This window comes from Chryseobacterium hilariae, assembly GCF_051400735.1.
In the GTDB taxonomy this organism is placed as follows: domain Bacteria; phylum Bacteroidota; class Bacteroidia; order Flavobacteriales; family Weeksellaceae; genus Chryseobacterium.
In genome coordinates this window covers 1,058,487-1,085,401 of record NZ_JBLFFJ010000001.1, presented here as the reverse complement: position 1 = coordinate 1,085,401, position 26,915 = coordinate 1,058,487, and the positions used below count along the sequence as shown (strand labels likewise).

Below are 26,915 nucleotides of genomic sequence, written 5' to 3'. Positions count from 1 at the left end.
AAATATAATTAATTTTTACAAAATGTGAATAAATTTTTGTGATATTTTAAATATTGTTTAGGAATAAAAACTTTTGTTAAGGATTTTTGATTTTAAAAGAAGGTATTCAATAGCTGTTTTTATGAGAATAATATGGAAGTTATAAGATGATAAATAGTAACTCCGCTTTATCATTCTTCTTCTTTTTCTTCTTTTTTCGCATCCACCATATTCTTGATAATGTTTTTCAGTCTTTGGAAAGTGAAAGAGCTCAATAATAGAATAACACCCAATAGTATAAATGCAGTGATTCTTGAGATATTATCCATCTGCCAGACATCATAGCTGTAAAGCTTCAGCACCATAATTCCTATAAGTACAAAACCGATTCTGCTGTATTCAGGAATATTCTTTTTTAAGCTGATATAAATAAAAATACTGGCAAGAACAGTCCAGATGATCGGAAGATAAAGAATATTAAACAGTTCTTTGGTTTCATAGATGAGCGAAATGTCGTTCACAGAACTGAGAATATAAGTATGATAGAATCCACAGCTTACCGCAACAACAAGAGTTACTGCAATCATCCAGTAAGAGAGTTTTGTTTTATAAAAACCAGTACTGGCCGCTGCATTCCACAATATATAGGCAAAAGGAACCCAGTGAAGAAGATGGATCATATAAAAGCCGAATGTGAGCTTTTTCTGTAAAACCGCTGTAACAACTGCTGATGCAGCAAATGAAGCGTTTAAAACAATAAGGATAAATAGCAGATAAATAAGCCCGCTCTGGATGATACGTTCAATACCCAGTTTTTTCCTGAGGATCATAAGTGTAAAAATATAATAAATGCTGAACAGCAGACCAATACTTACAACTGCCGGCCAGGGCATGTCCGAAATATGGTAGCTGATCTCCAGCAGCAGGGCAATATATATAACGCTATAACTTATAACAGCAAAAACATTTTCAAAGAAATTATCTCCCTGCTTCTGTGTTTCGTTGATCTTTTTCAGTAAAAAGAGATTCACGATTGTTGTGGTAACGGTCACCAGGCTTGTTAAAAATACAGGATTGAATATAACAGTCATATTGTCCTTGTTCAGATATTCAGACCAGGTCATGATCTGTGCAATGATGACAAGCGGGAAAAGTACATAAAAACAAGTCTTGAAAATGCTATGCCCGCTTTTTTTCCATATATAAAGAAGAAGTGTGGCTTCTACAGCCCAAACACTGGTAATAAGATGGCTCTTGAACTGTAGGGCAACAGCTATCGTGATAAGGCTGATGGTAAGCGCAGCAAAAATAGAGTAGCTGAAGCCAAAGCTTTTTTTACCATATTCTCTTAAAAACAGCAGAGCGTTGACACCGGCAAACAGTAGCGGGAAAATAATTACAGGCTCATAGCTTAATGTATGGAATATATAAATCAGACCGATAATGCTGGAAAAATTAATTAACACCAGCATTAAAGTATCCCATGGCGAAAGTGTATTTTTTTTGATATGATCCTGTAGCGCAAAGATGTAGAAAATAATATAATTGATGATGTAAAAAATAATACTGAGCAGTTCAGGTTGTTTTACAGTCCAGAAAAACAGATAAATACTGGTGAATATATAAGAAGTCCATCCCACGCTTTTCCAGTGTTTCAAGAATGAAGTGGTAAGCATACCTATATTCAGAAGGGTCAGGTAAGTGAAAAGAAAAAGATAATTACTCTGCCCCGTACTGATCATCAAAGGAGCTGAAAAACCGCCCAGCATTGCAAAAATAATCAACACCTCACTTTTATAATAATAGGCGAGGGCAATAGAAATAATGGTAACAATAGTAGTAATAAAGAAAGCGGTATTTTGGGTAAACAGGTGATATTCCCGGAAAGCAATGGTAGTGGTAAAATAGAGAACAGCAATTCCGCCTCCTGTGATGATGGATGCGAAAACAGCATAATTTTTTCTCAGAAAATGTCCTGCCAGCATAATTCCGGCTCCGACTGTCAGGCCTATTCCAGCTCTTGCTGTTTCTCCTATCCAGTTTTTGTCTATAGCATATTTTACAAAGTAGCCAATTCCAAGAACAAGCGTAAAAATACCGATGATAGTCAGGATATTTTGTTTTAAAAATTCAAAAACAGGTTCCAGCCAGTCCCTTTGAGGCTCTTTGGGAATTTCACCAGAAATGTTTTCTGCAGGCACTACGATCTCCTGTACCTGAAGAGATACCGGATTTTTTTCATTGGCTGACGGATCCTGTAATGTATCTGTATTTTGTTGAGCCTGATTGATCTTTACCTGTAGATTAGAAACCTCTTTCTCCAGCTTCCTTATCTTATGATTAAGATTGTTGAAGATAAAAAAGATGATCACAATGATTAATATGACAGCAAGAAACCCACTCATTCTTTAGTTTTTATCAAATATAAATAAATGTAACAGGATAAAAAATTAATCCACCACAGAATATGTGATGGATTAACTGTGCAGAGTGATTAAATTTATCTATTAATTAGATACTTTGTAGATATGGAAAGATCCGATACTTGTTCCTAATAATCCTGCTTCAAGGGCTGAAGATCCTGTAAGTCCAAATGAAATTTTATCTCCGGCCTGGAATGTATACAGAGAATTGATAGTACTTTCAGAAATAGTTAAGCTTAAAACAAGCGGAACTGTTATCCCACTGAATACACGGCTGTCAATAAGAGTACCAACACCTGCTCTGTTTCTGAAAATTCCGATACCCGGAGTATTCGTAAGTAAGGCAGCCTGAAGGCCTGCGCCGTAACGGAATGTAAAACCTACCTCGTAAACACCGTTAGAAGGTATTGTATACGTATTGTCGGTATCAGAGAATAATGCTGCGGATCCTACTGTTCTTTCAGAGGCTAAAAAATTAACAGCTCTGAATCCGCTTGGAAAAAGACCTAGACTAAGCAAAGTGATTCCGGTAGTTTTCTTCGCTGCATATATAGAGGTATTAGTTCCGGATGCGGCTGTGGCAGCGTTGATAATGAGTTGAGGGTCCACTTTGGCAACTTGAAATGTCCCGTCATTTAGCACCACAATGTTATATCCGGGCAAAGCGGGGACCATTTGAGTATCCCTTACTTTCAAAGTTCCATTCACATCCAATGTAGCGGACGGATTAGCTGTATTAATGCCTACTTGGGAAAATGCTGGAATTGCAATTAAAGCAAAGAGCAAATTGTAAATTTTAGTTTTCATTAGTAAGTTTTTTAGTTAGTTTTTAGGGTTAACAAATGCAAAAATCGTGCCTTGCATTATGATTTTTTTAATTATTTATTTGTTATTGTGTTGATAATTTAAATAAATGTTTGTTTTGTAATGTATATTTCTTCGTAATATGCTTATGTGTTAATATTTTTAAAAATAATTTCGGAGTAAAAATAAGTAATTTATTTAATATATCATCATTTTATGAATTAAATTTTTACCATGTTTTATGACAGCTTAATTGTAATGGCAGGTTTGTCATATAATCTTGGTGAGAAGAGAAGTGAAAACAAAAAACACTGCCAGAAGAGCAGTGTTAGTTGAGCTATATTACCTGTATAATTTTAGCTTTCGAGGAGAAATTCTTTATAATTACCGAGAAAGTCAACCTCCGCATTTATTGATTGTAGCTCCAAAAGCGCATTTCCGTGAAGTATTTCCTCCCACTTTCCAACTACATTAATGAAGAAAAAGTAATTACCGAGGCCTGTTTTGAGTGTTCGGGATTCAATTTTGCTGAGGTTCATCTTTCGCCATGCAAAAACAGACAGAACCTGGTGAAGTCCACCCGCATGATCTTCCGGAAGGTTAATCAGCATACCGGATTTCTCTCCCAGTACCTCAAGGCTGGTATTATGATAAGCAGGCTGCTGTTTGGTGATGACAATAAAACGGGTATGGTTCTGTTCAAAGTCTTGAATATTCCGGTGAACAATTTTCAAGCCGTACAGATTGGCGGCAAACTGGTTGGCTACGGCAGCTATTTTCAAGTCTTTATTTTCAGAAACATATTTAGCTGCCGCTGCTGTAGAAGAAAAATCCTGTCTTGCTATTTCTTTATGATGGGTATCCAGAAAATGAAAGCTTTGAGCCAGAGCTTGAGGATGCGAATATATTTTTTCTATTTCCTCCAGACTGTTCTCAGGATGAATCATCAGATGGTGTGCAATAGGCATCACTCCTTCCGCTTCGATTTTGATGGAGGGCGTTTTATATAAATAATCCAGTGTCATAGAAACCGTTCCTTCTATGGAATTTTCCAAAGGAACAACAGCTTTGTCAGCTTCTCCACTATTAACAGCATTAAAACAGTCCAGAATATTGGCCTGCGGTAAAAGTTCCTCGCCCGGAAAAAGCTGTGTGGCTGCCAACTGTGTGAAACTTGCGTGTGGCCCCAAAAATGCGATCTTCATACGTTATAATAAATGTGTTTTTATATTTAAAATCAATTGAAGTGCAAAGATGCAAATTAGTTTAAAAACAATCACCTTCATTAGAGATATCCTGATTCTTATCTGCAACACGTCATTTGATATTTGTTATTTATTCCAATTCTCTTCAATAAGCTTCATCAGAAAATCCGGGCACCTTATAATTTTATTGGTTTTTGCATCCAGGAAAAACAGGGTAGTGGATGCTTCAGTAATCTTTACCCCTTCTTCATTGAAAATTTCATATTCAAATTCAATTCTTACCCCTGGAATTTTTTTTACGTAAGTATGAATTTCTAATTTTTGGTCGTACAGGGCAGGGCGGATGTATTTAATTTTATAATCTGAAACGGGAAGCCAAATTCCTTGGTTCTCAATTTCATCGTATGACATTCCTATGTTTCGGAAAAGTTCCACTCTGCCAATTTCCAGATACTCTGCATAGTTGCCATAGTATACATATTTCATAGGGTCTGTTTCTCCGTAACGTACTCGTATTGAGTGTGTTGTGTGTATCATTTTTAGTCCTTATTTACACATACAAATATATTTTTAAATAATCAATACCTGCAATATTTTTTTTTGAAAAGAAAAAATTGGACCTTTGTCTTCCTTCTACAAAAAGTACTAACAAAGATTTAATCGGGGCATAAATATGGATGAAAATTTAATGATGATATGGCAGAAATGTCTTCAGTTCATGCGTGATAATTTGAACGCGGCTGAGGATAATTCTGATCTTAAGAAGCTTGAAAAATCCTTCGACATGCTATTCGATAAGGTACAGCCACTTTCGTTGGTTGCCAATAACCTTACGCTTATAGTGCCGAGTGATTTTTACAAGGAATATATTGAGGATAATTACCTGTCCCTGCTTTCTGCTGCCCTGAAGAAAAATCTTGGAAAAGGAGTCAAATTATGGTACTCTGTCATGGAGAACAGGCCTACCGGAGAGGAAAAGCCAGTGACTATGAATATGAAGGGAAAAAGCGTTCCTACCCCAAAAATGCAGGAAACAATGCCGCAGGGATTCTCTGCAAATATTGTAAACCCTTTTGTAGTTCCGGGAATAAGAAAAGTAAATATAGATTCAAATCTAAAGTCTGACTATTCTTTTGATAATTATATAGAAGGAGAGAGTAATAAATTTGCTGCTACAGTGGCAAGATCAATTGCTAAAAGACCGGGAGCAACTGCTTTCAACCCATTATTTCTTCACGGAGGATACGGAGTTGGAAAGACACACCTGGGGCAGGCTGTAGGTCTTGAGGTAAAAAATCAGTTTCCTGATAAAGTTGTTCTTTATTTATCCTCAGAAAAATTTATCCAGCAGTTTATTTCTGCTGCGAAAGCCCATAAGCAGACTGAGTTTGCGAACTTCTACCAGATGGTTGATGTTTTGATCATTGATGATATTCAGTTCCTGTCCGGTAAATCTGCGACACAGGATAGTTTCTTCCACATCTTTGACCATCTTCACCAGAACGGAAAGCAGATCATCCTTACATCGGATAAGGCACCTGCAGATATCATGGATATTCAGGAAAGAATTGTTTCCCGTTTTAAATGGGGGCTTTCTGCCGAGATCAAATCACCGGATCTTTCTACAAGAAGACAGATCATCGTAGATAAACTGAGCAGAGACGGAATTGTTCTTCCTGGTGATATGCTGGATTTCCTTGCTGCTGAAGCTAAGACGAATGTAAGAGAGCTCATAGGAGTAATTAATTCTGTGATCGCTTATTCTACTGTTTATAAAACCGACTTAAGCCTTGAATTACTGAAAGATACGATCAATAAGATTGCTGCCAACCAGAAGAAAGTAATCAACATTCCTTACATTCAGGAAGTGGTATGCGATTATTTCGGGATCAAAAAAGAACAGCTTCTTTCTAAAACAAGAAAAAGAGAAATAGCACTTCCAAGACAATTAGCGATGTATTTTTCAAAAGAGCTCACTAATGCTACCTTTACAAAAATAGGCGAAGAAATGGGCGGAAAAGACCACTCAACGGTAATGTACGCTTGTGATACCATTAAGGATGTCTCTAAAATTGATAAAGAAGTGAAAAAGTACGTTAAAGATCTTGCTGAAAGAATCAAAAAATAGAAATAATTTAATCTGAATAAATTGAAATGGAGAATAGTTTTATTCTTCATTTTTTATTTAGTTTTGCTGCTGGAAGTAATGGCTTCACATTCTTAGTTGTCTTATGGATAAGTCATTTAATCTTTCAATTAATAAAATGATATGAAAATATTGATGGTCTGCCTCGGGAATATCTGCAGAAGTCCTTTAGCAGAAGGTATTATGAAGACAAAAGTCCCTGAAAACTTTTTTATAGACTCAGCAGGAACAATCTCTCTGCACGAAGGGGAAACTCCTGATAAAAGAGCTGTAAAAACAGCCGCAAACCATCATATTGATATCTCAGAACAAAGGTCCAGACCTATTACCAAAGCTGATTTTGATACTTTTGATAAGATTTACTGTATGGACATTGATGTATATGAAGATGTGGTTTCAAAAGCACAGAATGAAGAACAGCGCCAGAAAATATCATTATTTATGTCTGCGCTGGGAGATCATAAAAATGCAGAGGTTCCTGATCCTTACTGGGGAGATATGAAGGATTTTGAAGACGTTTTCCAATTGTTGGACAAAGGTTGTGACGCTATTAAAAACCAAATTCTATCTTAATATGAAAACATTGATTCTCGCACTTCTCTTAAGCTTTAATTTTTCTTTTGCCCAAACTCAGGACGAAACTGAAATCCGGAAAGTAATGGAAGAATTTATGCAGTGTATCAAAACCAGGGATGAAGCCAAGTTTGCATCTTTATTTCAGGATCCAGTGCTTTGGACCGGGATTTATAATGACAGAACCCAGGCCAAACGTCTGGAAAAAAACCCGAAAGCAGAATACTATTTTACGGATGATTATAAAGCCTTTATCAGAGGTTTTAAGGATAATAAATCTGAGGAAAAATTCGACAATATCAAAATCATTGAAGACGGAGCTGTAGCTTCTGCCAATTTTGACTACAGTTTCTGGTATGACGGAAAAATGGAAAATTGGGGTAAAGAAATCTGGACTCTGATGAAGATCCACGGAATATGGAAAATTACTTCAGTTACCTTTTCTATGGATCTTACGGAATATTTCCCTCAGCCTTCACTAAAAGAAAGAACTAAAAAACAATAAAATGCTTTTTTTACTCCCAGCCTATTTATCGGAAAACACTTCTATAACTCACTTTTCACCCGTACTGAAAGATTATATTATGCAGACGGACTATTTCTTTGTGGAAAATGAAAAAACAGCCAGAAAGGTTATTAAATTCTTTGCTCCCGAAAAGAAACAGTCTGATTTGAAGCTGTTTCTGCTTGATAAATACACGGAAAATGCTGATATCAAAGAAGCTCAAACGCTTATGCTGCAGGGACAAGACTTTGGGCTCCTTTCTGAGGCCGGGCTTCCATGTATTGCAGATCCCGGAAACCTGATTGTGAAATGGTGTCATGAAAAAAATATAAGAGTAATTCCTGTTTCAGGACCTTCATCTATCATTTTAGCGTTAATTTCCAGTGGATTTAATGGTCAGGAATTTACATTTCATGGCTACCTTCCGATAGATAAAGGAGAAAAGAAAAAGCAGATCCAGCGCCTGGAAAGTTTGGTGCAGCAGACAGGATATTCGCAGATTTTTATGGAAACTCCGTACAGAAACAATCCGCTTTTTGAGGACCTTACCAAATTCTTATCGCCGAACACAAAACTCTGTATTGCTGCCAACATCAACGATCCGGAGCATGAATTCATCCAGACAAAAACGATCAATGACTGGAAAAAAGCAAAGCCGGAACTCCACAAAATTCCTGCGGTATTTGTGTTAGGGAAATAATTCTCATACCGTCGTTGCGAACCGAAGGTGAAGTAATATCTACAGTAATTTGTCTATTATTTCTCTCGCAGATTTAGCAAATCGAGCAGATCTTTTGTGAATATTTTTTAATGAGTATTCTTAATCTGCTTGATCAGTTAAATCTGCGAGAGACTAAATGTTGTTAACCACTCGTTTTATACCATCTAAAATATTGGTAGTATTAAAGTTAACCAACAATCCCAATTTCTTATCGGAAAGCTTTAGATAAGTAGTAAGTTGTTTAAAATGAATATCATCTAGGTTCTTTACGGATTTGAGTTCCAGAATTACTTTATCTTCAACCAGAATATCTATTCTAAAGCTGAAGTCAAATTCTTTGTCATCATACACTATTGGAATCGCCAATTCAGATTGTACATCAAGTCCATTCTCCTGTAATTCATAGATATGAATTTTGTGATAAACAGTCTCCAAGAGGCCTGGTCCCAGCTTGTTGTATACATTAAAGATACATTTTCTTACGATGTAAGAAATTTCATTTTCATTCATTTGAGTTGTGTTTTAATCTTTACTAATTTAAATATTTTCAAGGATTAATTTTTTCTCACAGATTATATCATTATAATGTTCAAAAAATCTGCTCGATCAGTTGAATCTGCTAGAGATATAAAATCATTTATCAGTTTAAAGCTGTTTTATTTTCATCTTACCTATAAATAAACATTTAACAGCCATTAACATGCCCTTTGCACCATTCTTGTTCTGTACAGCTTATAACACCAAAAAAATAAATTATGTCAGATAAGAAATTAGCAGGACTTTGGATAGATACTGAAAAAGCAATTGTTGTAAAGAATCACGATGCACAGAATGCATTCAAATTTTTCCTGTGCAGTCCCGTAAAAGCAGAAATTCAGCATGGAAACTCAAGTGAAAATGCAGCCAATAATGCAGAACGTACTAACAGGGTAAAATTCTTTAAAGAAGTAGAGCATCTTCTTACCAATTCTCAGGAAGTTTATATTACAGGCCCGGGAACCATTCAGGAGGAGCTTAAGAAGTATCTTCATGATACGGCTCAATTTAAGAATTTAACGATAACATTAGATACATCACAAAAAATGTCGGATGAGCAGGTGCTCGAAACCGTTAAAGATTTTTTCAATGCTTAAATCATTGATCATGCAGTAAAAATCCGGATGTCAGTAACGACATCCGGATTTTTATTTATATAGAAAACGTTATGCTGTTATTTTGTTGTTCTTCCTGACTTCCATTTTCTCCATAAGAAGATGATAATGGGAATAAAAAGCAAAAACGGCCATAAAGAAATAATTCCCAACAGAAAACTCATAAAGCTGTTCCATCCTTCAGTGACAGAATCTGCAAAACGACTTCCGAAACCAATTTTTGAAGTGGCAGAGCTTCTCACTTTTTCTTTATATAAACTCAGATTGAGTGTGCTGTAATTTACACGGTCATCAATGAATCGGAGTCTGCCTTCCGCTACATCAATTTCGTCTTCCAGTTCTCGGATGGTCTCCTGGATTTCGATCATATCTTTTGTAGTAGAAGCACTTCTAAGCATATCACGGTACTTTTCCAGATAGATCTTTTTATTAGTCAATTTGATGGAAACATCAGTATATTCTTCGGTAACATCGTCAGACGAAATGTTTTTGGATAAAACAGAACCCACACCGTCAGAAAAGGAATTAATGAGCGCGTCGAAATTTTTATGCGCGACACGGATAACAAGATCCAGATTGTCGTCCATATCGGTATTTTGGAACTGTTCTGTTTGGATATAAGCATTATTTTTTTTCAGAATATCTGCCACCTGATTCTGGGCTTTTTTAATATCTCCCACCTGGATTTTCATATTGCCGTTTTTAATGATCTTTTTGGAGATAGTATCTGTTTTCTTTGTTAAGGCATTATGTTGTGAAGACTGATCTTCGTCTGGAAGCAATTTTTGGGAAATTTCTTTTGGTGGTGTAGGAGCCTTCATCTCATATTCAGCGACAGCAACTTTGTCAACGGAGACTGCCGGAGAGGAATTAGCAATGTCCAGTTCGGATTTCTTGCATCCACTCATCAAAAGAAGTATACATAAAGGTAAAAATAATTTTTTCATAGATATTTTTTACAGAATCTTATCAAAAATTATGCTTAAATCTTAATTTTATTGAATACTCATATTATTTTATTGAAATGTTTAGGATTTAGCTATTTTTATAAAGTTTAAAAATGACTTGGAATCTAAATTATTTTCTATTTTTATTGAATGAAAAAAAGTCTTTTAACATTCACGCTTTTTCCTTTTTTGATCTGCGCCCAGGAAGTTCCGAAACTTACTGATGAAATGGCCGGGAAATTACTGGAAAAGCCACTTCACTGCATCAACCAGGAATATCCAAATAAAACGGCACATATCATTAACAACGCTGGCGAAGTTACTTTAACACCAAAGGATCTTCATCCAAGCTTTTATGGCTGTTTCGACTGGCACAGTTCCGTGCACGGACATTGGATGCTTGTGAGATTGCTAAAGACGAAACCCAATCTGGCTAATGCAAAAGACATTGAAAAAATCCTCGACAATTCGTTAGGTAAAGAAAACCTACAGGCTGAAGCTGATTATTTCACAAAATATGAATTGACCACTACATTTGAAAGAACTTATGGCTGGGCTTGGCTGCTAAAGCTTGATGAAGAGCTGACCACCTGGAATCATCCAAAAGCTAAGATTTGGCATGAGAATCTGAAACCCCTTACCGGTCAGATTCTAAAATCATGGAAGGCTTATCTTCCTAAACAGACTTATCCTAACAGAACCGGAGTTCACCCAAATACAGCATTTGGTCTGGCTTTCGCAATCGATTGGGCTAAAGCAAATAAGGATCAGGAATTCGAAAATCAGCTTAAAGAAAAAGCGAAATATTTTTATGCTAAAGATCAGAAAACTCCGGCCTATCTGGAGCCTGACGGGTCAGATTTTTTTTCGCCAAGCCTCGAAATTGCAGACCTTATGAGAAGAGTGCTGCCTCAGAGAGAATTTGTACTGTGGCTGGATAATTTTTATGAAAAGAAAAGCCTGGAAAATATTGAAAAAATTCCTGTTGTAAGCGATCTGAGCGATTATCAGACCGTTCATCTTGTTGGTCTTTCTTTTTCCAAAGCATGGTGCATGAAAGGAATAGCAAAATCCCTTCCTGACGGGCATCCATTGAAAAAAAGCTTTAAAAAAACGGCAGATGTATTTTTAGCAAACGGACTTCCTTTATTATTCCAGGGGAATTATGGAGGAGACCACTGGCTGGCAAGCTTTGCCGTGTATTCCCTGGAAGACTAAATATTGTAAACACAGAATATATTGGTTACATTTGTGTTATGTCAGCCTTAGAAAAATTCGGTGTTGAAATTTTTACCCAGCACAATATTTTCGAAAGAATTTCTGCGGATAAGCCTTTCCGTCCGGAAAATCCTGCCTTTATTTTTATTAAATCAGGTACTATAAAACTCCGTCAGCATTTCAGTGATCTGGAGCTTTCTGCCAATATGTTTATGGTTACCGACCCGCAGACCATCTATGAAATGGTTTCTGTAAGCGGAGATTTCCAGTCCAGGATGGTTTCTTATAAAAGAGATTTTATTTCAGCTTTATCATTGAAGTTTAACAGGCTGATCACGTATCGCTATTTCCGCCAGCAGATGAATAAAGGTGTGCCTTTTCCTGAAAACGAAATGGAAGTGGTCTGGAAAAGTGTCAATTTTCTGAAATTTATTCTGGATTCAGATGCAGACATGCTTTACAAAAAAGAAATGGTGGAGCACCTTTTCTCTGTTTTCTGCTACCAGATGGCCGGGATTATTTCTAAAGAGGATAACAATTCTATGAACCAGATGTCCAGGCAGGAAGAAATTGTTTTCGTATTCCTGACAGACCTCTCAGAACATCATCTGACAGAAAGAACCGTTGAGTTTTACGCCGAACGACAATCGATTACAACCAGACATCTTTCTTCTGTTGTAAAATCCATTACAGGAAAGTCTGCCAGCCAGATTATTGCTTTAATTGTGATGAATGAAGCAAAGGTGCTTTTGAACTCTTCCAATAAACCTGTTTCAGAGGTTTCTTCAATCCTTGGTTTCAGTGACCAATACGCATTTTCTCACTTTTTTAAAAAGCATCTCGACGTAAGCCCCAGACAGTACAGACACCAGTTTGAAAATTGAAATCTTACATTTGAACATCTTTTTCCAAAATTCAAACATTTGATTGACTTTTTTGCTGCCGTAACTTTGCCTTCGTAAAACAAGGTAAAATGACAAAGAATATAAAAACAGCACTATCACTAGTGGTAGCTCTATTTCCTGCGCTGTTTTTTTCTCAACAGATCAAACAGATGACAGCTAGTGAGGTGGCCGATATGGCTGTGAGAAATCACCAGCAGTTAAAAGTGGCTGCGCAGAATATTGACATTGCAAAACAGAATACAAATGTTGCAAAACTTCAAAAGCTCCCTAATATAACAGCTTCTACAAGTCAGTTTTATTTAGGTGATGCCGTCGCAATCGATAAAGATTTTTCAAGCTCAACCAACATTCCGATGCCTCATTATGGAAGCTCATATGCTGTACAGGCAACCCAGCTGATCTTTAAAGGTGGTTTGGTGAATAAATCCATTGAAATGGCCGGCCTTCGGGAACAGCTTTCTGAACTGGATCTTGAAAAAAACAAGCTTGATGTAAAATTTCTGGTGGTTTCCAATTACCTGGATGTCTATAAAATGTTCAATCAGGAAACTGTCTTTCAGAATAACAAAAAGCTGGCTCAGGAGCGTCTTAAAAATATCCAGAAATTTTATCAGCAGGGAATGGTGACCCGAAATGAAGTGATTCGTGCAGAGCTGGCGATCAAAAATCTGGATCAGGGAATTCTGACATTGGCGAATAACAAAAAGATCCTTAATTATAATTTAAATATCGCATTAGGACTTCCTTCAGAAACAGAGATTGTTCCCGTTGAAAGTTTAACGGATAAAGAATCCGGAATCGGTATGGATTACTATATGGAGCTTGCCCATGACAGCAATCCTCAGCTGAAATCTGCAAAGAAAAATATTGATGTTGCAGATAAAAACATAGAAATTATTAAAACAGATCAGATGCCGACACTTTCCGGGTTTGGAGGCTATACTTTACAGCGTCCGGTTACAACGAGAAATCCTGTTTTGGATATGTATTCAGGAGGATGGCAGGCAGGCGTTTCCCTGAGTTATAATATTGATAATTTATATAAAACAAAAGAGAAAGTAAAGCTTGGTGAACTGCAGAAAACACAGGCAGGAGATGCTGTGACACTGGTTCAGCAGAATGTAGATATGGCAGTAAATGCAGCTTATGTAAAATATCAGGAGTCTATTCAGCAGGCTGATATTCTGAATGACGCAAAAAGGCTGGCTGAAGAAAACTACAAGATCACGGAAGCCAAATATTTAAACCAATTGGCGGTTCAGGCTGAAATGATTGATGCACAGAACCAGAAACTCCAGTCGGAACTGGATTATGCCAATGCAGAGATCAATGTACTGTATCAATATTATAACCTGCTGAAGGCTGCAGGAACACTTTAATTTTAAAACTGAAAATCAAGATAATGGAAAACAAGGAACAAAACACTCAAAATACTCAGGCCGCTCCGGCACAGTCAGGAGCAGTAGTTAAAAAGAAACAGAATAAAAAAAATAAAATCAGAGCCATTATTTCCAATACGGTTGTATTCCTGGTAATAGGGTTTGGCCTTTTCTGGCTGGTCCGCGAATATTTTCACATTGGAGACAAAACGTATACGGAAGCTGCTCAGGTAGAAGAATTCATTAACCCAATCAATACAAGGGTTTCTGCTTATATCAAAGAAATAAAATTCATAGAGCATCAAAAGGTTAAAAAAGGGGATACATTAGTTATTCTTGATAAAAATGAACTATTAACCCAATTGGGGCAGGCCGAAGCTGCTTATCAGAATGCAATTGCGCAGAGATCGGCAACAAGTTCATCTGTAAATACAGTTTCCAATAATGTAAGTGTTATGGAATCCAATATTGCCGGTGCCAAAGCAAGATTATGGAATGCCGAACAGAATTTAAACCGGTATAAAAACCTTCTTGCCGCAGAAGCAGTAACCAGACAACAGTACGATCAGATCAAAACTGAATATGATGCTCAGAAAGCAGCGTATGAAACCTTAGTGAACCAGAAACAGTCTGCCAACCTTTCCACCACTGAAGTGAAAAGCAAGTTGGGAATTAATGATGCCGAGATCAAAAGAACAAAATCTGCACTGGATATGGCAAAAATCAATCTTTCTTATACCGTGATCACAGCACCCTATGACGGAATCATGGGCCGCAGAACGATCTCTGAAGGACAATTGATACAACCGGGCCAGCAGGTAGCTACCATCGTTCTGAACGGTCAGAAATGGGTGACAGCTAATTTCCTGGAAAGCCAGATGCCGAACATTAAGATCGGTGAAAAGATGACGATGACTGCTGATGCCTTGGGAGGAAAAAAATTTGAAGGAGTGGTCACTGCTATTTCCGCAGCAACAGGTTCAAGGTATTCCAGTGTTCCTACCGATAATTCTACGGGTAACTTTATCAAAGTACAGCAAAGAATTCCGGTAAGAATAGAATTCAGCACTTCCAATAAAAAAGAAGATCTGGAAAAACTGAGCGCAGGGATGAACATGAATGTGAATATTAATTAGGATTGAAAGATTTAAGCATTTAACGATTGAAAGATTTTAGAAGGGAAGCCGGAAGTCAGAAGAGGGAAGTTGATGCAGACGAATCATAACTTCCGGTCCCTTTCTTATTTTTTATTTTTTTTAAACAGAACTTATTTGGAAAGCAGAAGTATGCTGACAAAAAGAAATTTCCATCTCCCATCTTCCCGCTTCGATCCTCTAACTTCTAACCTCTAATATCTAATTTCTAAATTCATGTACAACAAAGGATTATATAACGACTGGGTACCAAAACCCGTACAGCTGCTGCTTATCGTACTGCTATTGGCAGTAGTGATGCCGCTTGGCGGGGTGTACACCGGAAACATCAGCTATCTGGTGAGTGGTACCGGGGCGATGACAGAATATTTTATGTGGGCGAATTACGCCACCACAATAGGAATGGGCGCCTGTATGCCGGTCGTTCTCAGAATGAAGATGCGATTCAAGGTGAGGGATAAAATGACAGTGTTGCTCGTGCTTTTAGGATTATTGAGCTACATCAATGGAACTACCATGCAGCCAATGATATTCGTGTTTACGGCATTGTTTATTGGGTTTTTAAAGATGATGGTAACGATCGAATTATTTCTTCCGTTAATGATGATGATCGGAAACAGAGGAATGTTCTATGGATTATTTTACACTTTTGTTTTGGTGATGAACCAGGTAGCAGCTTATTATGCAGTGGTAGTTTCCATTCATTACAACTGGCAGCATTTCTACATTATTGCAGCGGTGTTGTGTTTCATTCTTGCCCTTATTCACTGGATTTTTATGCATGATAAATATTTTGCTTTGAAAGTGCCGTTACACTATATCGACTGGATGAGCATCATGCTGTTTGTTGCAACATTTATGTTTTCGGCTTATGTATTTTCCTTTGGGAAACAGCAGGACTGGTGGAACTCAAAAAATATTATGAATGCAAGTATAGCTGCTTTTGTAAGCTTTGCATTGTTGGTAGTTCGTCAGTTTACCTTAAAAAGACCTTATTTATCATTCAAGATATTCAAAAAAAATAATGTGCAGCATGGTCTGCTTATGCTGTTGTTTCTGGGAATGTTCTTAGGAACAACAACACTCCAGAATACCTTTGCAGTAGGAGTTCTGGGATATGATCAGCAAACAAATGCAGGGCTGAATATGCTGATGGTTCCAGGCATTATACTGGCAGGAATAATAGCAGTATTCTGGTTCAAAAAAGAAATACCATTGAAAATGTACATCTTCTCGGGGTTTTCGGCAATGATGGGATATGCATTGATTATGTACTTTTCGATGGTTTTAGAATTCAATTATGAGAACTGGTACTTACCGATGTTTTTAAAAGGATACGGAATGTGTTCACTGTTTATTTCAGTATGGTTCTATACCCTGGATAAGCTTGAAATGGAGGACATGCTGGCCGCAATCGGATTGGTGCTGGTGTGGAGAACTTTTCTGGCGGTAGGATTCTTTTCAGCATTGTATTCATGGTTCCAGTACCGTTTTCAGGTGACAGCAGTAGGAGATTTGGCGGTATATATCGATGGAATGACGGTTACCCCTCAAACTTTAGCAGCGAATATGAAGACGCTTCAGCTGAATGCCATTATTATAGCCGGTAAAAAGATCTTCGGATATATTATTTTGGTGGGTTTTGGAGTACTGCTGTACGTCATGACGCATCATTTCGGCAGGGAAAGGTTCCAGTATCTGAGATTTATCAGGGTGTTAGGCGGTAAATCTGTCATTGCGAGAAGAAGACTCCGTGAACGGAAACAATTGTTAGAAGAAATAAAAGACGCAGTCGGACCTGCAGTTTAAAGATACCTTGTTTTTCACGAGTAAAGCTCTGCTATAATTTTTTAGTGGGGCTTTACTTTTTTTGAATTAATTAATTTTTATTTAGACAAAATAAAATTAAATTTGTGTGAATTAAAATAAAATATATGGCAAGAATTCAAACAGGTCGAATCGTTGCGGAAATGAGAAGAAAAGAATATATCACAGACCATTATATCAGAGTATATCTGTATTCTCCCGAAGCTCATTTGTTTAAAAATACCACCATTGGGGATAATAATAAAATCGCTGTACCTCCGGCAGGCTTGGACGAAGTTCATTTTCCAACACTGGATGAAAACCGCCAATGGGTTTATCCGCCAAAAGAAGTAGCTCCTGCTATAAGAACCTACACCCACAAAGGGATTGATCTTGAAAAGAACGAGCTGATTATTGATTTTGTAGACCATGGCGATGGCGGTCCCGCTTCAAAATGGGCAAGAGAATCCGAAGCCGGATCCAAACTGGGCATTATGATGCGAACCGAAGCTAAAGAAATGTATCCTGATGCTGACTGGTATCTGTTTGCAGGTGATTCTACTGCAATTCCGGTCCTGAGCGCTATGCTGGAAACACTGCCTGAAACAGCAACAGGAGTCTGCATTATTGAAGTCCCCGGAAAAGAAGATGAACAGATCCTTAAAACTAAGGCTGATATTGAATTTAAATGGCTTCATAATCCCACACCGCATATCAACAGTGAAATGGCAGATGCTGTAAAAGAAATTACTATTCCGGAAACGTCTAAATTCGGATATGTTGCGGCGGAATTTTCAAGTGTAAAAGAGATCCGTAACTATCTTAGAAAAGAAAAAGGCTGGATATCACAGGAGCTCAATGCCTATTCCTATTGGAAAGCAGGCGTTGCAGAAAACGAATCGGAGAAGGACAGACATAAGGAGAAGGATTCGATGGGATAGGGATTTTGACCGGAATATTAGGTCAATAGTGAATTTGCTTTACAAGTGAATGTGAATGGCAGATACAAGAACCAAGAGCCAAGAATCAAGATACGGGATATCAGGTAACAGATAAGAACTCATTCACTTAATTACTATGAACCAGTAACCAGAAACTAACAAAGCAGCAACCTATAAAAACTCATTTAATCTCCAGCTCTCAAACGCTCGAGCTTGCAATCCGGAACCGAAACCCTTATCTTTGCACCTTTAAAGACAGCAATGAAAGATTTAATGGGTAAGGCAGTCTGGGATTATTTTCACAATGAAAATCCTGAGGATCTGCAGACAGAAACATCAATTTCGGAACTGGATGAGCTTCCGGTAGCGTATCTTTTCAGAGATTTTGAGGAGATGAACGATATTGAGCAGAAAGCACTTGAACTGGCTCAGGGGAAAGTTCTGGACATTGGTGCCGGTGCCGGTTCTCATGCTTTATATCTTCAAAATGAAAGAAATCTTGATGTGCTGGCACTGGATATTTCACCAAAATCTGTTGAAGTCTGTAAACTTAGAGGAATCAGAAAAGCAATGTGTGAAAATATGCTGGATTTTTCCGGTGAAACCTTTGATACCATCCTGCTTCTGATGAATGGAACCGGAATTTTTGAAAGTCTGGAAAAAATTGATACCTATCTTCAGAAACTGCACACTTTAATCAATGATAACGGACAGATCCTGATAGACAGTACAGATATTCTGTATATGTTCGACCGTGATGAAGATGGGGGAGTTTATATTCCGGCAGGCGGCTATTATGGTGAACTGGATTATGTGGTTCATTATAAAGGAGAATCTGAAGAGCCTATCAAATGGCTCTACCTTGATTTTACAACTTTGAAGAATGCTGCAGAAAATAATGGTTTTAAAGTGGAAAAAGTAATGCAGGATGAAGATTCTTACCTGGCAAAACTGACTAAAAAATAAATATTGCCTTGTCATTGCGAGCGCAGCGAAGCAATCTCTTAATACTCTTAATAGCTAAACTTTTCTTAATGGTTTTAAGGTTAATATCAAGTTTTTAAGATCATTGAGTTTAAATTTTGTTTTAAGGATGGAGTATAAAATAACAAAAGACACATGATTTTTCATGTGTCTTTTGTTTTATCTTAAATATTAATTATCCTATCTCAATACCATTTTCTACATTGCTGTCATCCGGTGTTACGAAAGACAGTTTTCCATCAGGTTTTGTCGTTAATAAGAACATACCCTGAGATTCTATTCCTCTGATCTTTCTTGGAGCAAGGTTCAATAAGATCATTACTTGTTTCCCGATAAGTTCTTCCGGTGTGAAGCTTTCTGCAACACCTGAAACTACAGTTCTGATATCAACGCCTGTATCTACTTTGAATTTTAATAATTTATCCGCTTTTTCTACTTTTTCAGCCTCTAGAATGGTTGCTGTTCTAAGGTCTATTTTAGCAAAATCATCAAAAGAAATCTCTTCTTTCATAGGGTTGGCGTTAGGGTTTGTTTTTTTATTGTTTTGTTTGGTCTGTTCCAGTTTTTCAATCTGAGCTTCAATTACACTGTCTTCAATTTTTGAGAAAAGAAGAGAAGCTTCATTGATTTTATGACCTGTTTCTATTAAAACAGATTTATCTTCAACATCACTCCAGTTTACCTGCTTGGCATTGAACATCGTTAACAATTTTTCAGAACTGAAAGGCATGAATGGTTCGCATAACTGAGCTAATGCAACAGCCAGCTGAGCTCCTACAAATAAAGATTGTGCTGCTTTTTCAGGACTATCCTTAATGGTTTTCCAAGGTTCTTCAGTCTGAAGATACTGGTTTCCGAAACGGGCAAGATTCATTAATGCAGTTAATGCATTTCTGAATTCATAATTTTCTAAGAATCCTGAAATTTCTTTAGCCGCTTTGTTAATTTCTTTCAGTTCAGGGCTGTTTACATCTCCCTGAGGAACCACTCCGTCATAATATTTATGGATAAGAACAGCAACTCTATTAATAAAGTTTCCAAAAATTCCTACCAGTTCCGAATTATTTTTAGTCTGGAAATCTTTCCATGTAAAATTATTATCCTTTGTTTCCGGAGCTGATGAAAGTAATGCATATCTCAGAACATCCTGCTGCCCAGGGAATTCTTCCACATATTCATGGGCCCATACCGCCCAGTTTCTTGAGGTTGAGATCTTATCGTTCTCAAGGTTTAAGAATTCAAAGGCAGGAACATTTTTCGGCATGATATAATCACCGTGAGCCTTCATCATCGCAGGGAAAATAATACAGTGGAATACAATATTATCCTTCCCGATGAAATGAACCAGGTCACTATTTTCACTCTGCCAGTAATCTTTCCAGTTTTTCCCGTTTCTCTCTGCCCATTCTTTCGTAAAAGAAATATATCCGATAGGAGCATCAAACCAAACATAAAGAACTTTTCCTTCTGCATTCGGAAGCGGAACCGGAACTCCCCAGTTCAGATCTCTGGTCATGGCACGTGGCTTTAAACCATCATTTAACCATGATTTAACCTGACCGTAAACATTCGGTTTCCAGTCGTCTTTATGGCCTTCAATGATCCATTCGTTTAAAAAGTCTTCATATTCATTTAAAGGAAGATACCAGTTTTTGGTTTCCTTAAGGATTGGAATATTTCCGCTTAGCATCGATTTCGGGTTGATCAGCTCTGAAGGTGATAGGGTAGAACCACACTTTTCGCACTGGTCCCCGTACGCATTTTCATTGCCGCAATTCGGGCATGTTCCTACAATATACCGGTCTGCCAGAAATTCTCCGGCTTGTTCATCAAAATACTGCTCAGAAACCTCTTCCGTGAACTTTCCTTTTTCATAAAGAACTTTAAAAAAATCCTGGCTCGTTTCGTAATGTTTTTTTGAAGTTGTTCTGGAATATTCATCAAATGAAATTCCCAGATCCGAAAAGGATTTTTTGATGATCTCATGGTATTTATCCACGATATCCTGAGGCGTTACTCCTTCTTTTTTTGCTCTGATGGTAATAGGAATCCCATGTTCATCCGACCCGCAGATAAACGCTACATCTTTTCCTAATCTTCTCTGAAATCTTGCGTAGACATCCGCAGGAATATATACACCTGCCAAATGTCCTATATGAACCGGTCCGTTTGCATAAGGCAAAGCTGCCGTAATCATCTTTCTGTTTGACATTTATAGTAAAGTTTTGACGGCAAAGATAAGGATTATCTGCCTAAAAGTGCCTAAACTTCTGCTATAATAAGTTTTTTGCTCTCTTAAAAGGATTTAATATTATATTTAGTTAAACAATTGTTTAACTAAATGTTAAAATACAACATATGTTATGTATTGCATATATTAATGTAATGTTATGAAAAACAGATGTTTAATTTTTTAATAGACAAGCAATTTACATAAAATTATCCAAATTTTCAATAATATTATAATAATTCTAATTTTTTTATAAATTGCAAGGCTGGTTTGTACAGCCTTATTAAGAAACGAAACTAAAAAAACGATATTGTGAAAAATTTTACAACGGTATTAAAAATTGCGCCTGCTTTTTTACTAGCTAGCTCAATAATACATGCACAGACACAAGACACTATAACCAAAGAGAAAAAAATCGAGGAGGTTGTATTGATAGGGTATGGTAAACAAAAGAAATCTGACCTTACCGGGTCTATTACTTCCGTCACTGCCAAAGATTTCAACGGAGGCGCAACTTCTGCAGGTCAGCTGATTCAAGGGAAAACACCTGGGGTGCAGATTACCAATAACAGCGGTGCACCGGGATCAGGAACCAAAATTAGAATCAGGGGAACATCTTCCTTAAGTGGAGAAAATTCTCCATTGATTGTAATTGATGGAGTTCCTCAGGATTTTGTGGGGATGAACGGTGTTTCTGATCCTTTATCCCTCATCAACCCCAATGATATTGAAACATTTGATATTCTGAAAGATGCTTCTGCTACAGCTATCTATGGTAACAGAGCTTCTAATGGTGTTATTTTGATCACAACTAAGAAGGGAAGTTCAGGAAAATTTAAAGTGAATTTCTCAACAGTAGCTTCGGTTTCTACCAAAATGGGAAATGTAGATGTATTAAATGCACAGGAGTTTAGAGATTTTGTTAATACCTATGCACCGGCAAACTACAAGACCAAACTTGGAAATGCAGATACTAACTGGCAGGACAAGATATATCAGGCAGCTTGGGGAACAGACAATAATGTGGCCCTTTCAGGAGGTATTAAAGGTTTGCCTTACCGTTTGTCATTAGGGTACAACGAGCAGAACGGTATTGTAAGATCAAATTCTTTCCGTAGAACCTCAGTAGGCTTGAACTTAAATCCTAAGTTCTTAGATAATCATTTATCAGTAAATGTCAATGCCAAAGGAACTTTCACAGATAACAGATTTGTGGATGGCGGAGTAATCAAAGCAGCTACTTATTTTGATCCTACACAGCCTGTATATTCCGGAAATTCCAATTATGGAGGTTACTATGAATGGTTGGATTCAGGATCAGCAACAGGATATAATGTTAATGCCAATACCAACCCTCTTGGGTTAATTGATGGGGTACGGGATGTATCATCTGTGACCAGAGGATTGGGAAATATTCAGTTAGATTATAAATTGCACTTTCTTCCTGACCTGCATTTTAATGTGAATGCCGGTTATGATTATACAAAAAGTGAAGGACACAAATTTAAAGATGCCATTTACAGACCCGGCTATGGGGATAAAGGAAGCTCAAACTTCTATTCAATGGAAAAGAAAAACAAGCTTTTGGAAACCTACTTTAATTATGTGAAAACTATAAGCGCAATCAATACAGGGGTAGATATTACAGCCGGATATGCTTATCAGGACTTCCGCACAATTGTTCCGGGAGCTATTACATATAAAGGAAATGGTACTACATTACCACCGGACCTGGATTTTGAAACACAGAATACATTAATATCTTTTTATGGAAGAGCTATTTTTACAGTAGCCAACAAATATATTATTTCTGGATCTGTTCGTAAAGACGGTTCTTCAAGATTCTTTAACGGGACGAGAGATAATGTATGGGGTGTCTTCCCTGGAGTTTCCCTTGCCTGGAAGCTTAATGAGGAAAGCTTTATTAAAAATATTTCAGCAATCAGTACTTTAAAATTGAGAGCAGGATGGGGGAAAACCGGACAACAGGAATTACCGGCTCTGAACGGAAACAAACCGAATAATTATCCGGCATTTGCAGCATATAATCCAAGTTACCCAGGTGCTAGTTACCAGTTTGGAAACGAATATTATTTTATGTTCAGACCTGCCAATTATAATCCAAATCTTACATGGGAAACTACCACAACAAAAAACATAGGGTTAGATTTTGGTTTTGCTCAAAATAGAATTACCGGGTCTATCGACCTTTTCAGAAAAGATACTAAAGATCTATTGGTATATGCTGATGAAGCGGCTGGAGGTTTAAGTAATGCCAGCTGGCAAAATGTGGGAGATATGAAGAATGAAGGTATTGAAGGAAGTATTACAATAGTTCCTGTTAAAAATGAAAAGACTACTTGGGAATTAAGTTTTAACGCGACACATTATAACCCAATTGTAACTAAATTGAAAGACAGAGCTGATGAGTCATTCAATATGGAAGTTGGTGGTATTGAAGGTGGTGCCGGAAACAGAATTCAGGCACATGCTGTAGGATATGCACCAAACTCATTCTGGGTGTACCAGCAGGTGTATGATACTAATGGAAAACCTGTAGATGGAGCATTTGTTGACAGAAACGCAGATGGCATAATCAATACAAAAGATATGTATTATTACAAGTCTACTACTCCGGATGCTATTTTAGGTTTTTCAACCAAAGTATCTCATAAAAACTGGGATTTTGCGCTTAGTGCCAGAGCCGTATTAGGAAACTATGTGTATAACAACATGGCATCCAACAGTTCGTTACAGTCTGCATCTACAAACGAATACCTTCAAAATGTATTCTCCACTGCGCCAGAATATAAATTTTCTGTACCTCAGTACAAATCGGATATTTATGTAGAGAATGCATCGTTCTTAAGATTAGATAATATCAATATTGGCTATAATTTCGGTGAAGTTTTCTCTAAAGGGAGCAATCTGAAAGTATACGGTATGGCACAAAACGTTTTTGTAATCACTAAATATACAGGAGTTGATCCTGAAGTTTTTGGGAACATAGACAACGGATATTATCAGATGCCAAGAATATATTCTTTAGGCTTTAATTTTCAATTTTAAATAATAATTACGATGAAACTAAATAAAATCACACTTAAAAATATAGTATTGCCTCTTTCTGCCGCATTTCTACTGACTACAGCGTCATGTGTAAAAGATCTGGAAAGAGAGCCAATAACAGATGTTACTTCTGCAAGTATTTATAAAGATTTTTCTAACTATAAAAATATCTTAGCAAAACTGTATGGAGGTCTTGCTATGGGAGGACAGGTAAGTGGAGATGGTGACCAGCCTGACAGTGATATTAATGGAATTAACGGAGGTTTTTCACAGTATACAAGATTATTGTATACCCTTAACGTAATAACTACTGATGAAGCAGTAATAGGCTGGAATGATGGAAACCTTCATACCCTTCATAAGATGACATGGGATGCTTCTAATGAATTTATTGCCGCAATGTATTACAGAGTATATACGGAAATTGCTTTTTGTAATGAATTTCTGAGAAATGTTACAGACGAAAAATTAGCAGCAAATAATATTACAGGAGATAACCTTGCTCAGGCAAAATTAATGAGAGCCGAAGCCCGTTTTCTAAGAGCACAATCCTATTATCATGCAATAGACATGTTCGGGAATGTGCCTTTTGTAGATGAAACATATCTTCCTGGATCTGTAAATCCTCCGCAGAGAATAGACAGAAAATCATTATTTAACTTCATAGAATCTGAACTGGTTGCGGTGGCAGGTGAATTAAAAGAACCTAAAACCAATGATTATGGCAGAGCAGACAAAGCTGCAGCCTGGGCGTTATTGGCAAAATTATATTTGAATGCTGAAGTATATACCGGAACACAGAGAAATACAGATTGTATCACTTATTGTAACAAAATAATTGCAGCAGGTTATTCCTTAAAACCAAAATATGATGATCTGTTCCTTGCAGACAATAATATCAGTAATCCAGAACAGATTCTAAGTGTAAATTTTGATGGAATTAATACTCAAACCAATGGTGGAACCACTTACCTGGTTCATGCAGCAGTAGGTGGAGGTATGAAAGCTTCTGATTTTGGAATCAACGGAGGCTGGAGCGGAATCAGAACGACCAAAGCATTTGTAAATCTGTTTCCAACTAATGGAAGTGATAAAAGAGGACGGTTTTTTACAGCAGGACAGAATTTGGAAATTAACGATCTGGGTTCTTTTACAGATGGATATGCATTTATCAAGTATAAGAATGTTAAAAGCAATGGATCTGTAGGTGCACATGATAACTGGGTGGAAGCTGATATTCCTTTATATCGTTTAGCAGATATCTATCTGATGTATGCAGAAGCTGTTCTAAGAGGCGGTAGCGGTGGTAGCCAGGCGACTGCAGTAACCTATGTTAATCAGTTAAGAGAACGTGCTTATGGTAATACAAGTGGAAACGTAACCTCAATAAATCTGAATTTTATTCTGGATGAAAGAGCAAGAGAACTTTCTTGGGAAACATCTAGAAGATCAGATCTTGTCCGTTTTAACAAATTTACTACAGGAGATTATCTATGGCCATGGAAAGGTAATGTTAAAGATGGAAAAGCTGTTGAAAGCTATAGAAATCTTTTCCCTATTCCAAATAAAGACATTATAGCCAATCCTAACCTGATTCAGAATCCTGGATATTAATTAAAAACACTATAAAATGAAACAAATATTTAGATTATTAACCATAGCCTTCATAGGTTTTCTGGTTATTTCCTGTGAAAAAGATGAAGATCAGGCTGTGATTAATGAAACATCAACAGCCAAAATCTCCTCCGATAAAAGTGCAATAGTTCTTAACGAGCTTACTGCTAATGATGCTGTAATTAATTTTACATGGACAAAACCGACATTTAATATTGCTGTAGTTCCAAGCCAGCAGATAGAATTCGGGATCAAAGGAGATAATTTTAAAAAAAGTGCTACTGTTGATTTTTCCAATGATGTAACGACAGGTTCTGTTACCCATGCCGCAATGAATGCTGCTATGTTCAATATTGGAGCAGCTCCGGACGTGGTGAATGATATTGAAGCCAGACTTAAAACATCTGTAGGATCAGCAGCTTTTTATTCCAATGTAATAGCCCTTAAAGTAACACCTTATACTCCAAATCCGGATTTGGTATATCCGAAGATTAACGTTCCCGGAGCCTATGCCGGAGCAGCAGGATATGCAAATTGGAATCCTGCCAATTCACCAAACCTGTTCTCTCCTGAAAAAAATGATCAATACAGAGGATTTATCTGGATTAACAATGCAACAGGTGATAACGGGAAGTACAAATTTGCGATCAATCAGGATTGGCCGGGAAATAAAGGTGATGATGGAACAAAAACAGGAAAACTGGTTGTGGACGGGTCAGATATTGTGCCGGCTTCAGCAGGAACCTTCTACATGAAAGTAGACTGGGCTGCCAATACCTATTCTTCGGTACTTGCCAACTTCGGGATTATCGGAGATGCTACCCCTACAGGATGGGGTTCAGATACAGATTTTGTTTACAATCCTGCTACCAAAACCTATGTGATCAATTCTATTATGCTGACGAGCAGCGGGCTGTTTAAATTCAGAGCAAATGATGACTGGGCCTTGAAAATTCAGCCTAAAGATGCTGATGAAGCGCTGGTTTCAGGAAAAGCTGTACAGACATATTTCAATGCTGAAAATACAGTAACAGGAGATCATGGTTACAAAGTTTCGGATGCAGGGAACTATAAAATAGAGCTGGATCTGCATAACTCAGCCTATTATAAGCTGACTATTACAAAATTGTAAAACATATAAATAATTTGATAAAGTGTTGC

General features: G+C 37.2%; 22 protein-coding genes. 15 read left to right on the top strand and 7 right to left on the bottom strand.

What is annotated here, in order from left to right; genetic code table 11:
* Positions 1-170: 170 nt before the first annotated feature.
* From ACMGDK_RS05015 to ACMGDK_RS05000, 4 genes are all read right to left on the bottom strand, one after another.
* Positions 171-2,384 carry a DUF2339 domain-containing protein gene (locus tag ACMGDK_RS05015; RefSeq protein ID WP_436806920.1) on the bottom strand — a complete coding sequence of 738 codons (2,214 nt, stop codon included), beginning with the start codon at positions 2,382-2,384 and terminating at the stop codon, positions 171-173.
* 102 nt (positions 2,385-2,486) lie between these two features.
* On the bottom strand, positions 2,487-3,209 hold the full coding sequence (locus ACMGDK_RS05010) for a hypothetical protein (protein WP_436806919.1): 723 nt from the start codon (positions 3,207-3,209) through the stop codon (positions 2,487-2,489).
* Positions 3,210-3,562: 353 nt separating this feature from the next.
* Entirely contained in the window at positions 3,563-4,411 is an 849-nt protein-coding gene (gene pheA / locus ACMGDK_RS05005) for a prephenate dehydratase (RefSeq protein ID WP_436806918.1), read from the bottom strand.
* A 126-nt stretch (positions 4,412-4,537) separates the two neighbouring features.
* Positions 4,538-4,948 carry an acyl-CoA thioesterase gene (locus ACMGDK_RS05000; protein ID WP_436806917.1) on the bottom strand — a complete coding sequence of 137 codons (411 nt, stop codon included), beginning with the start codon at positions 4,946-4,948 and terminating at the stop codon, positions 4,538-4,540.
* A 136-nt stretch (positions 4,949-5,084) separates the two neighbouring features.
* On the opposite strand from ACMGDK_RS05000, the gene dnaA reads away from it, so the two are divergent.
* From dnaA to ACMGDK_RS04980, 4 genes are all read left to right on the top strand, one after another.
* Complete coding sequence (gene dnaA, locus ACMGDK_RS04995) at positions 5,085-6,539, top strand: chromosomal replication initiator protein DnaA (RefSeq protein ID WP_116011449.1); 1,455 nt, start codon at positions 5,085-5,087, stop codon at positions 6,537-6,539.
* Positions 6,540-6,680: 141 nt separating this feature from the next.
* Complete coding sequence (locus tag ACMGDK_RS04990; RefSeq protein ID WP_436806916.1) at positions 6,681-7,130, top strand: low molecular weight protein-tyrosine-phosphatase; 450 nt, start codon at positions 6,681-6,683, stop codon at positions 7,128-7,130.
* Between the two features lies 1 nt (position 7,131).
* On the top strand, positions 7,132-7,635 hold the full coding sequence (locus ACMGDK_RS04985; protein WP_436806915.1) for a DUF4440 domain-containing protein: 504 nt from the start codon (positions 7,132-7,134) through the stop codon (positions 7,633-7,635).
* A 1-nt stretch (position 7,636) separates the two neighbouring features.
* Positions 7,637-8,335 (top strand): SAM-dependent methyltransferase, encoded by a 699-nt coding sequence (locus ACMGDK_RS04980; RefSeq protein ID WP_111957715.1) that lies wholly within the window; start codon positions 7,637-7,639, stop codon positions 8,333-8,335.
* A gap of 153 nt (positions 8,336-8,488) precedes the next feature.
* Here the strand turns inward: ACMGDK_RS04980 and ACMGDK_RS04975 are convergent, their stop codons facing one another.
* Positions 8,489-8,866: a GxxExxY protein gene (locus ACMGDK_RS04975; protein WP_436806914.1), complete on the bottom strand. Its 378-nt coding sequence runs from the start codon at positions 8,864-8,866 to the stop codon at positions 8,489-8,491.
* Positions 8,867-9,111: 245 nt separating this feature from the next.
* Between ACMGDK_RS04975 and ACMGDK_RS04970 the strand changes: the two genes are divergently transcribed.
* Entirely contained in the window at positions 9,112-9,489 is a 378-nt protein-coding gene (locus ACMGDK_RS04970) for a hypothetical protein (RefSeq protein WP_436806913.1), read from the top strand.
* A 77-nt stretch (positions 9,490-9,566) separates the two neighbouring features.
* Here ACMGDK_RS04970 and ACMGDK_RS04965 read toward each other — a convergent pair whose 3' ends face one another.
* A complete protein-coding gene (locus ACMGDK_RS04965) occupies positions 9,567-10,454 on the bottom strand; it encodes a DUF4349 domain-containing protein (RefSeq protein WP_436806912.1) in 888 nt (295 codons plus the stop codon).
* A gap of 150 nt (positions 10,455-10,604) precedes the next feature.
* On the opposite strand from ACMGDK_RS04965, the gene ACMGDK_RS04960 reads away from it, so the two are divergent.
* The 7 genes from ACMGDK_RS04960 to ACMGDK_RS04930 all read left to right on the top strand — a co-directional run bounded on the left by ACMGDK_RS04960 (position 10,605) and on the right by ACMGDK_RS04930 (position 18,823).
* Positions 10,605-11,672: a DUF2891 domain-containing protein gene (locus ACMGDK_RS04960; protein WP_436806911.1), complete on the top strand. Its 1,068-nt coding sequence runs from the start codon at positions 10,605-10,607 to the stop codon at positions 11,670-11,672.
* 38 nt (positions 11,673-11,710) lie between these two features.
* Positions 11,711-12,556 (top strand): helix-turn-helix domain-containing protein, encoded by an 846-nt coding sequence (locus ACMGDK_RS04955; protein WP_436806910.1) that lies wholly within the window; start codon positions 11,711-11,713, stop codon positions 12,554-12,556.
* Between the two features lie 89 nt (positions 12,557-12,645).
* Entirely contained in the window at positions 12,646-13,956 is a 1,311-nt protein-coding gene (locus ACMGDK_RS04950) for a TolC family protein (protein ID WP_436806909.1), read from the top strand.
* A 23-nt stretch (positions 13,957-13,979) separates the two neighbouring features.
* Entirely contained in the window at positions 13,980-15,092 is a 1,113-nt protein-coding gene (locus ACMGDK_RS04945) for an HlyD family secretion protein (protein ID WP_436806908.1), read from the top strand.
* Between the two features lie 234 nt (positions 15,093-15,326).
* Positions 15,327-16,919: an efflux MFS transporter permease gene (locus ACMGDK_RS04940; protein ID WP_436806907.1), complete on the top strand. Its 1,593-nt coding sequence runs from the start codon at positions 15,327-15,329 to the stop codon at positions 16,917-16,919.
* A 125-nt stretch (positions 16,920-17,044) separates the two neighbouring features.
* Positions 17,045-17,857 carry a siderophore-interacting protein gene (locus ACMGDK_RS04935; protein ID WP_436806906.1) on the top strand — a complete coding sequence of 271 codons (813 nt, stop codon included), beginning with the start codon at positions 17,045-17,047 and terminating at the stop codon, positions 17,855-17,857.
* A 261-nt stretch (positions 17,858-18,118) separates the two neighbouring features.
* Positions 18,119-18,823, top strand: coding sequence for a class I SAM-dependent methyltransferase (locus ACMGDK_RS04930; RefSeq protein WP_436807252.1), 705 nt, complete (start codon positions 18,119-18,121; stop codon positions 18,821-18,823).
* A gap of 193 nt (positions 18,824-19,016) precedes the next feature.
* Here the strand turns inward: ACMGDK_RS04930 and metG are convergent, their stop codons facing one another.
* Positions 19,017-21,053, bottom strand: coding sequence for a methionine--tRNA ligase (metG, locus tag ACMGDK_RS04925; protein ID WP_436806905.1), 2,037 nt, complete (start codon positions 21,051-21,053; stop codon positions 19,017-19,019).
* A 330-nt stretch (positions 21,054-21,383) separates the two neighbouring features.
* Here metG and ACMGDK_RS04920 point away from each other — a divergent pair, with 330 nt between their 5' ends.
* Genes ACMGDK_RS04920 through ACMGDK_RS04910 form a run of 3 tightly spaced genes read left to right on the top strand, consistent with a single transcriptional unit; the run spans position 21,384 to position 26,886 of the window.
* Complete coding sequence (locus tag ACMGDK_RS04920; RefSeq protein WP_436806904.1) at positions 21,384-24,140, top strand: SusC/RagA family TonB-linked outer membrane protein; 2,757 nt, start codon at positions 21,384-21,386, stop codon at positions 24,138-24,140.
* 12 nt (positions 24,141-24,152) lie between these two features.
* Entirely contained in the window at positions 24,153-25,754 is a 1,602-nt protein-coding gene (locus tag ACMGDK_RS04915; protein WP_436806903.1) for a RagB/SusD family nutrient uptake outer membrane protein, read from the top strand.
* Between the two features lie 16 nt (positions 25,755-25,770).
* Entirely contained in the window at positions 25,771-26,886 is a 1,116-nt protein-coding gene (locus ACMGDK_RS04910) for a SusE domain-containing protein (RefSeq protein WP_436806902.1), read from the top strand.
* The last annotated feature ends 29 nt before the right edge of the window (positions 26,887-26,915 follow it).

Coding starts and splice junctions, on each gene's coding strand:
- ACMGDK_RS05015 (WP_436806920.1), bottom strand. CDS start 2,384: ATGAGTGGGTTTCTTGCTGTCATATTAATCATTGTGATCATCTTTTTT.
- ACMGDK_RS05010 (WP_436806919.1), bottom strand. CDS start 3,209: ATGAAAACTAAAATTTACAATTTGCTCTTTGCTTTAATTGCAATTCCA.
- pheA (WP_436806918.1), bottom strand. CDS start 4,411: ATGAAGATCGCATTTTTGGGGCCACACGCAAGTTTCACACAGTTGGCA.
- ACMGDK_RS05000 (WP_436806917.1), bottom strand. CDS start 4,948: ATGATACACACAACACACTCAATACGAGTACGTTACGGAGAAACAGAC.
- dnaA (WP_116011449.1), top strand. CDS start 5,085: ATGGATGAAAATTTAATGATGATATGGCAGAAATGTCTTCAGTTCATG.
- ACMGDK_RS04990 (WP_436806916.1), top strand. CDS start 6,681: ATGAAAATATTGATGGTCTGCCTCGGGAATATCTGCAGAAGTCCTTTA.
- ACMGDK_RS04985 (WP_436806915.1), top strand. CDS start 7,132: ATGAAAACATTGATTCTCGCACTTCTCTTAAGCTTTAATTTTTCTTTT.
- ACMGDK_RS04980 (WP_111957715.1), top strand. CDS start 7,637: ATGCTTTTTTTACTCCCAGCCTATTTATCGGAAAACACTTCTATAACT.
- ACMGDK_RS04975 (WP_436806914.1), bottom strand. CDS start 8,866: ATGAATGAAAATGAAATTTCTTACATCGTAAGAAAATGTATCTTTAAT.
- ACMGDK_RS04970 (WP_436806913.1), top strand. CDS start 9,112: ATGTCAGATAAGAAATTAGCAGGACTTTGGATAGATACTGAAAAAGCA.
- ACMGDK_RS04965 (WP_436806912.1), bottom strand. CDS start 10,454: ATGAAAAAATTATTTTTACCTTTATGTATACTTCTTTTGATGAGTGGA.
- ACMGDK_RS04960 (WP_436806911.1), top strand. CDS start 10,605: ATGAAAAAAAGTCTTTTAACATTCACGCTTTTTCCTTTTTTGATCTGC.
- ACMGDK_RS04955 (WP_436806910.1), top strand. CDS start 11,711: ATGTCAGCCTTAGAAAAATTCGGTGTTGAAATTTTTACCCAGCACAAT.
- ACMGDK_RS04950 (WP_436806909.1), top strand. CDS start 12,646: ATGACAAAGAATATAAAAACAGCACTATCACTAGTGGTAGCTCTATTT.
- ACMGDK_RS04945 (WP_436806908.1), top strand. CDS start 13,980: ATGGAAAACAAGGAACAAAACACTCAAAATACTCAGGCCGCTCCGGCA.
- ACMGDK_RS04940 (WP_436806907.1), top strand. CDS start 15,327: ATGTACAACAAAGGATTATATAACGACTGGGTACCAAAACCCGTACAG.
- ACMGDK_RS04935 (WP_436806906.1), top strand. CDS start 17,045: ATGGCAAGAATTCAAACAGGTCGAATCGTTGCGGAAATGAGAAGAAAA.
- ACMGDK_RS04930 (WP_436807252.1), top strand. CDS start 18,119: ATGAAAGATTTAATGGGTAAGGCAGTCTGGGATTATTTTCACAATGAA.
- metG (WP_436806905.1), bottom strand. CDS start 21,053: ATGTCAAACAGAAAGATGATTACGGCAGCTTTGCCTTATGCAAACGGA.
- ACMGDK_RS04915 (WP_436806903.1), top strand. CDS start 24,153: ATGAAACTAAATAAAATCACACTTAAAAATATAGTATTGCCTCTTTCT.
- ACMGDK_RS04910 (WP_436806902.1), top strand. CDS start 25,771: ATGAAACAAATATTTAGATTATTAACCATAGCCTTCATAGGTTTTCTG.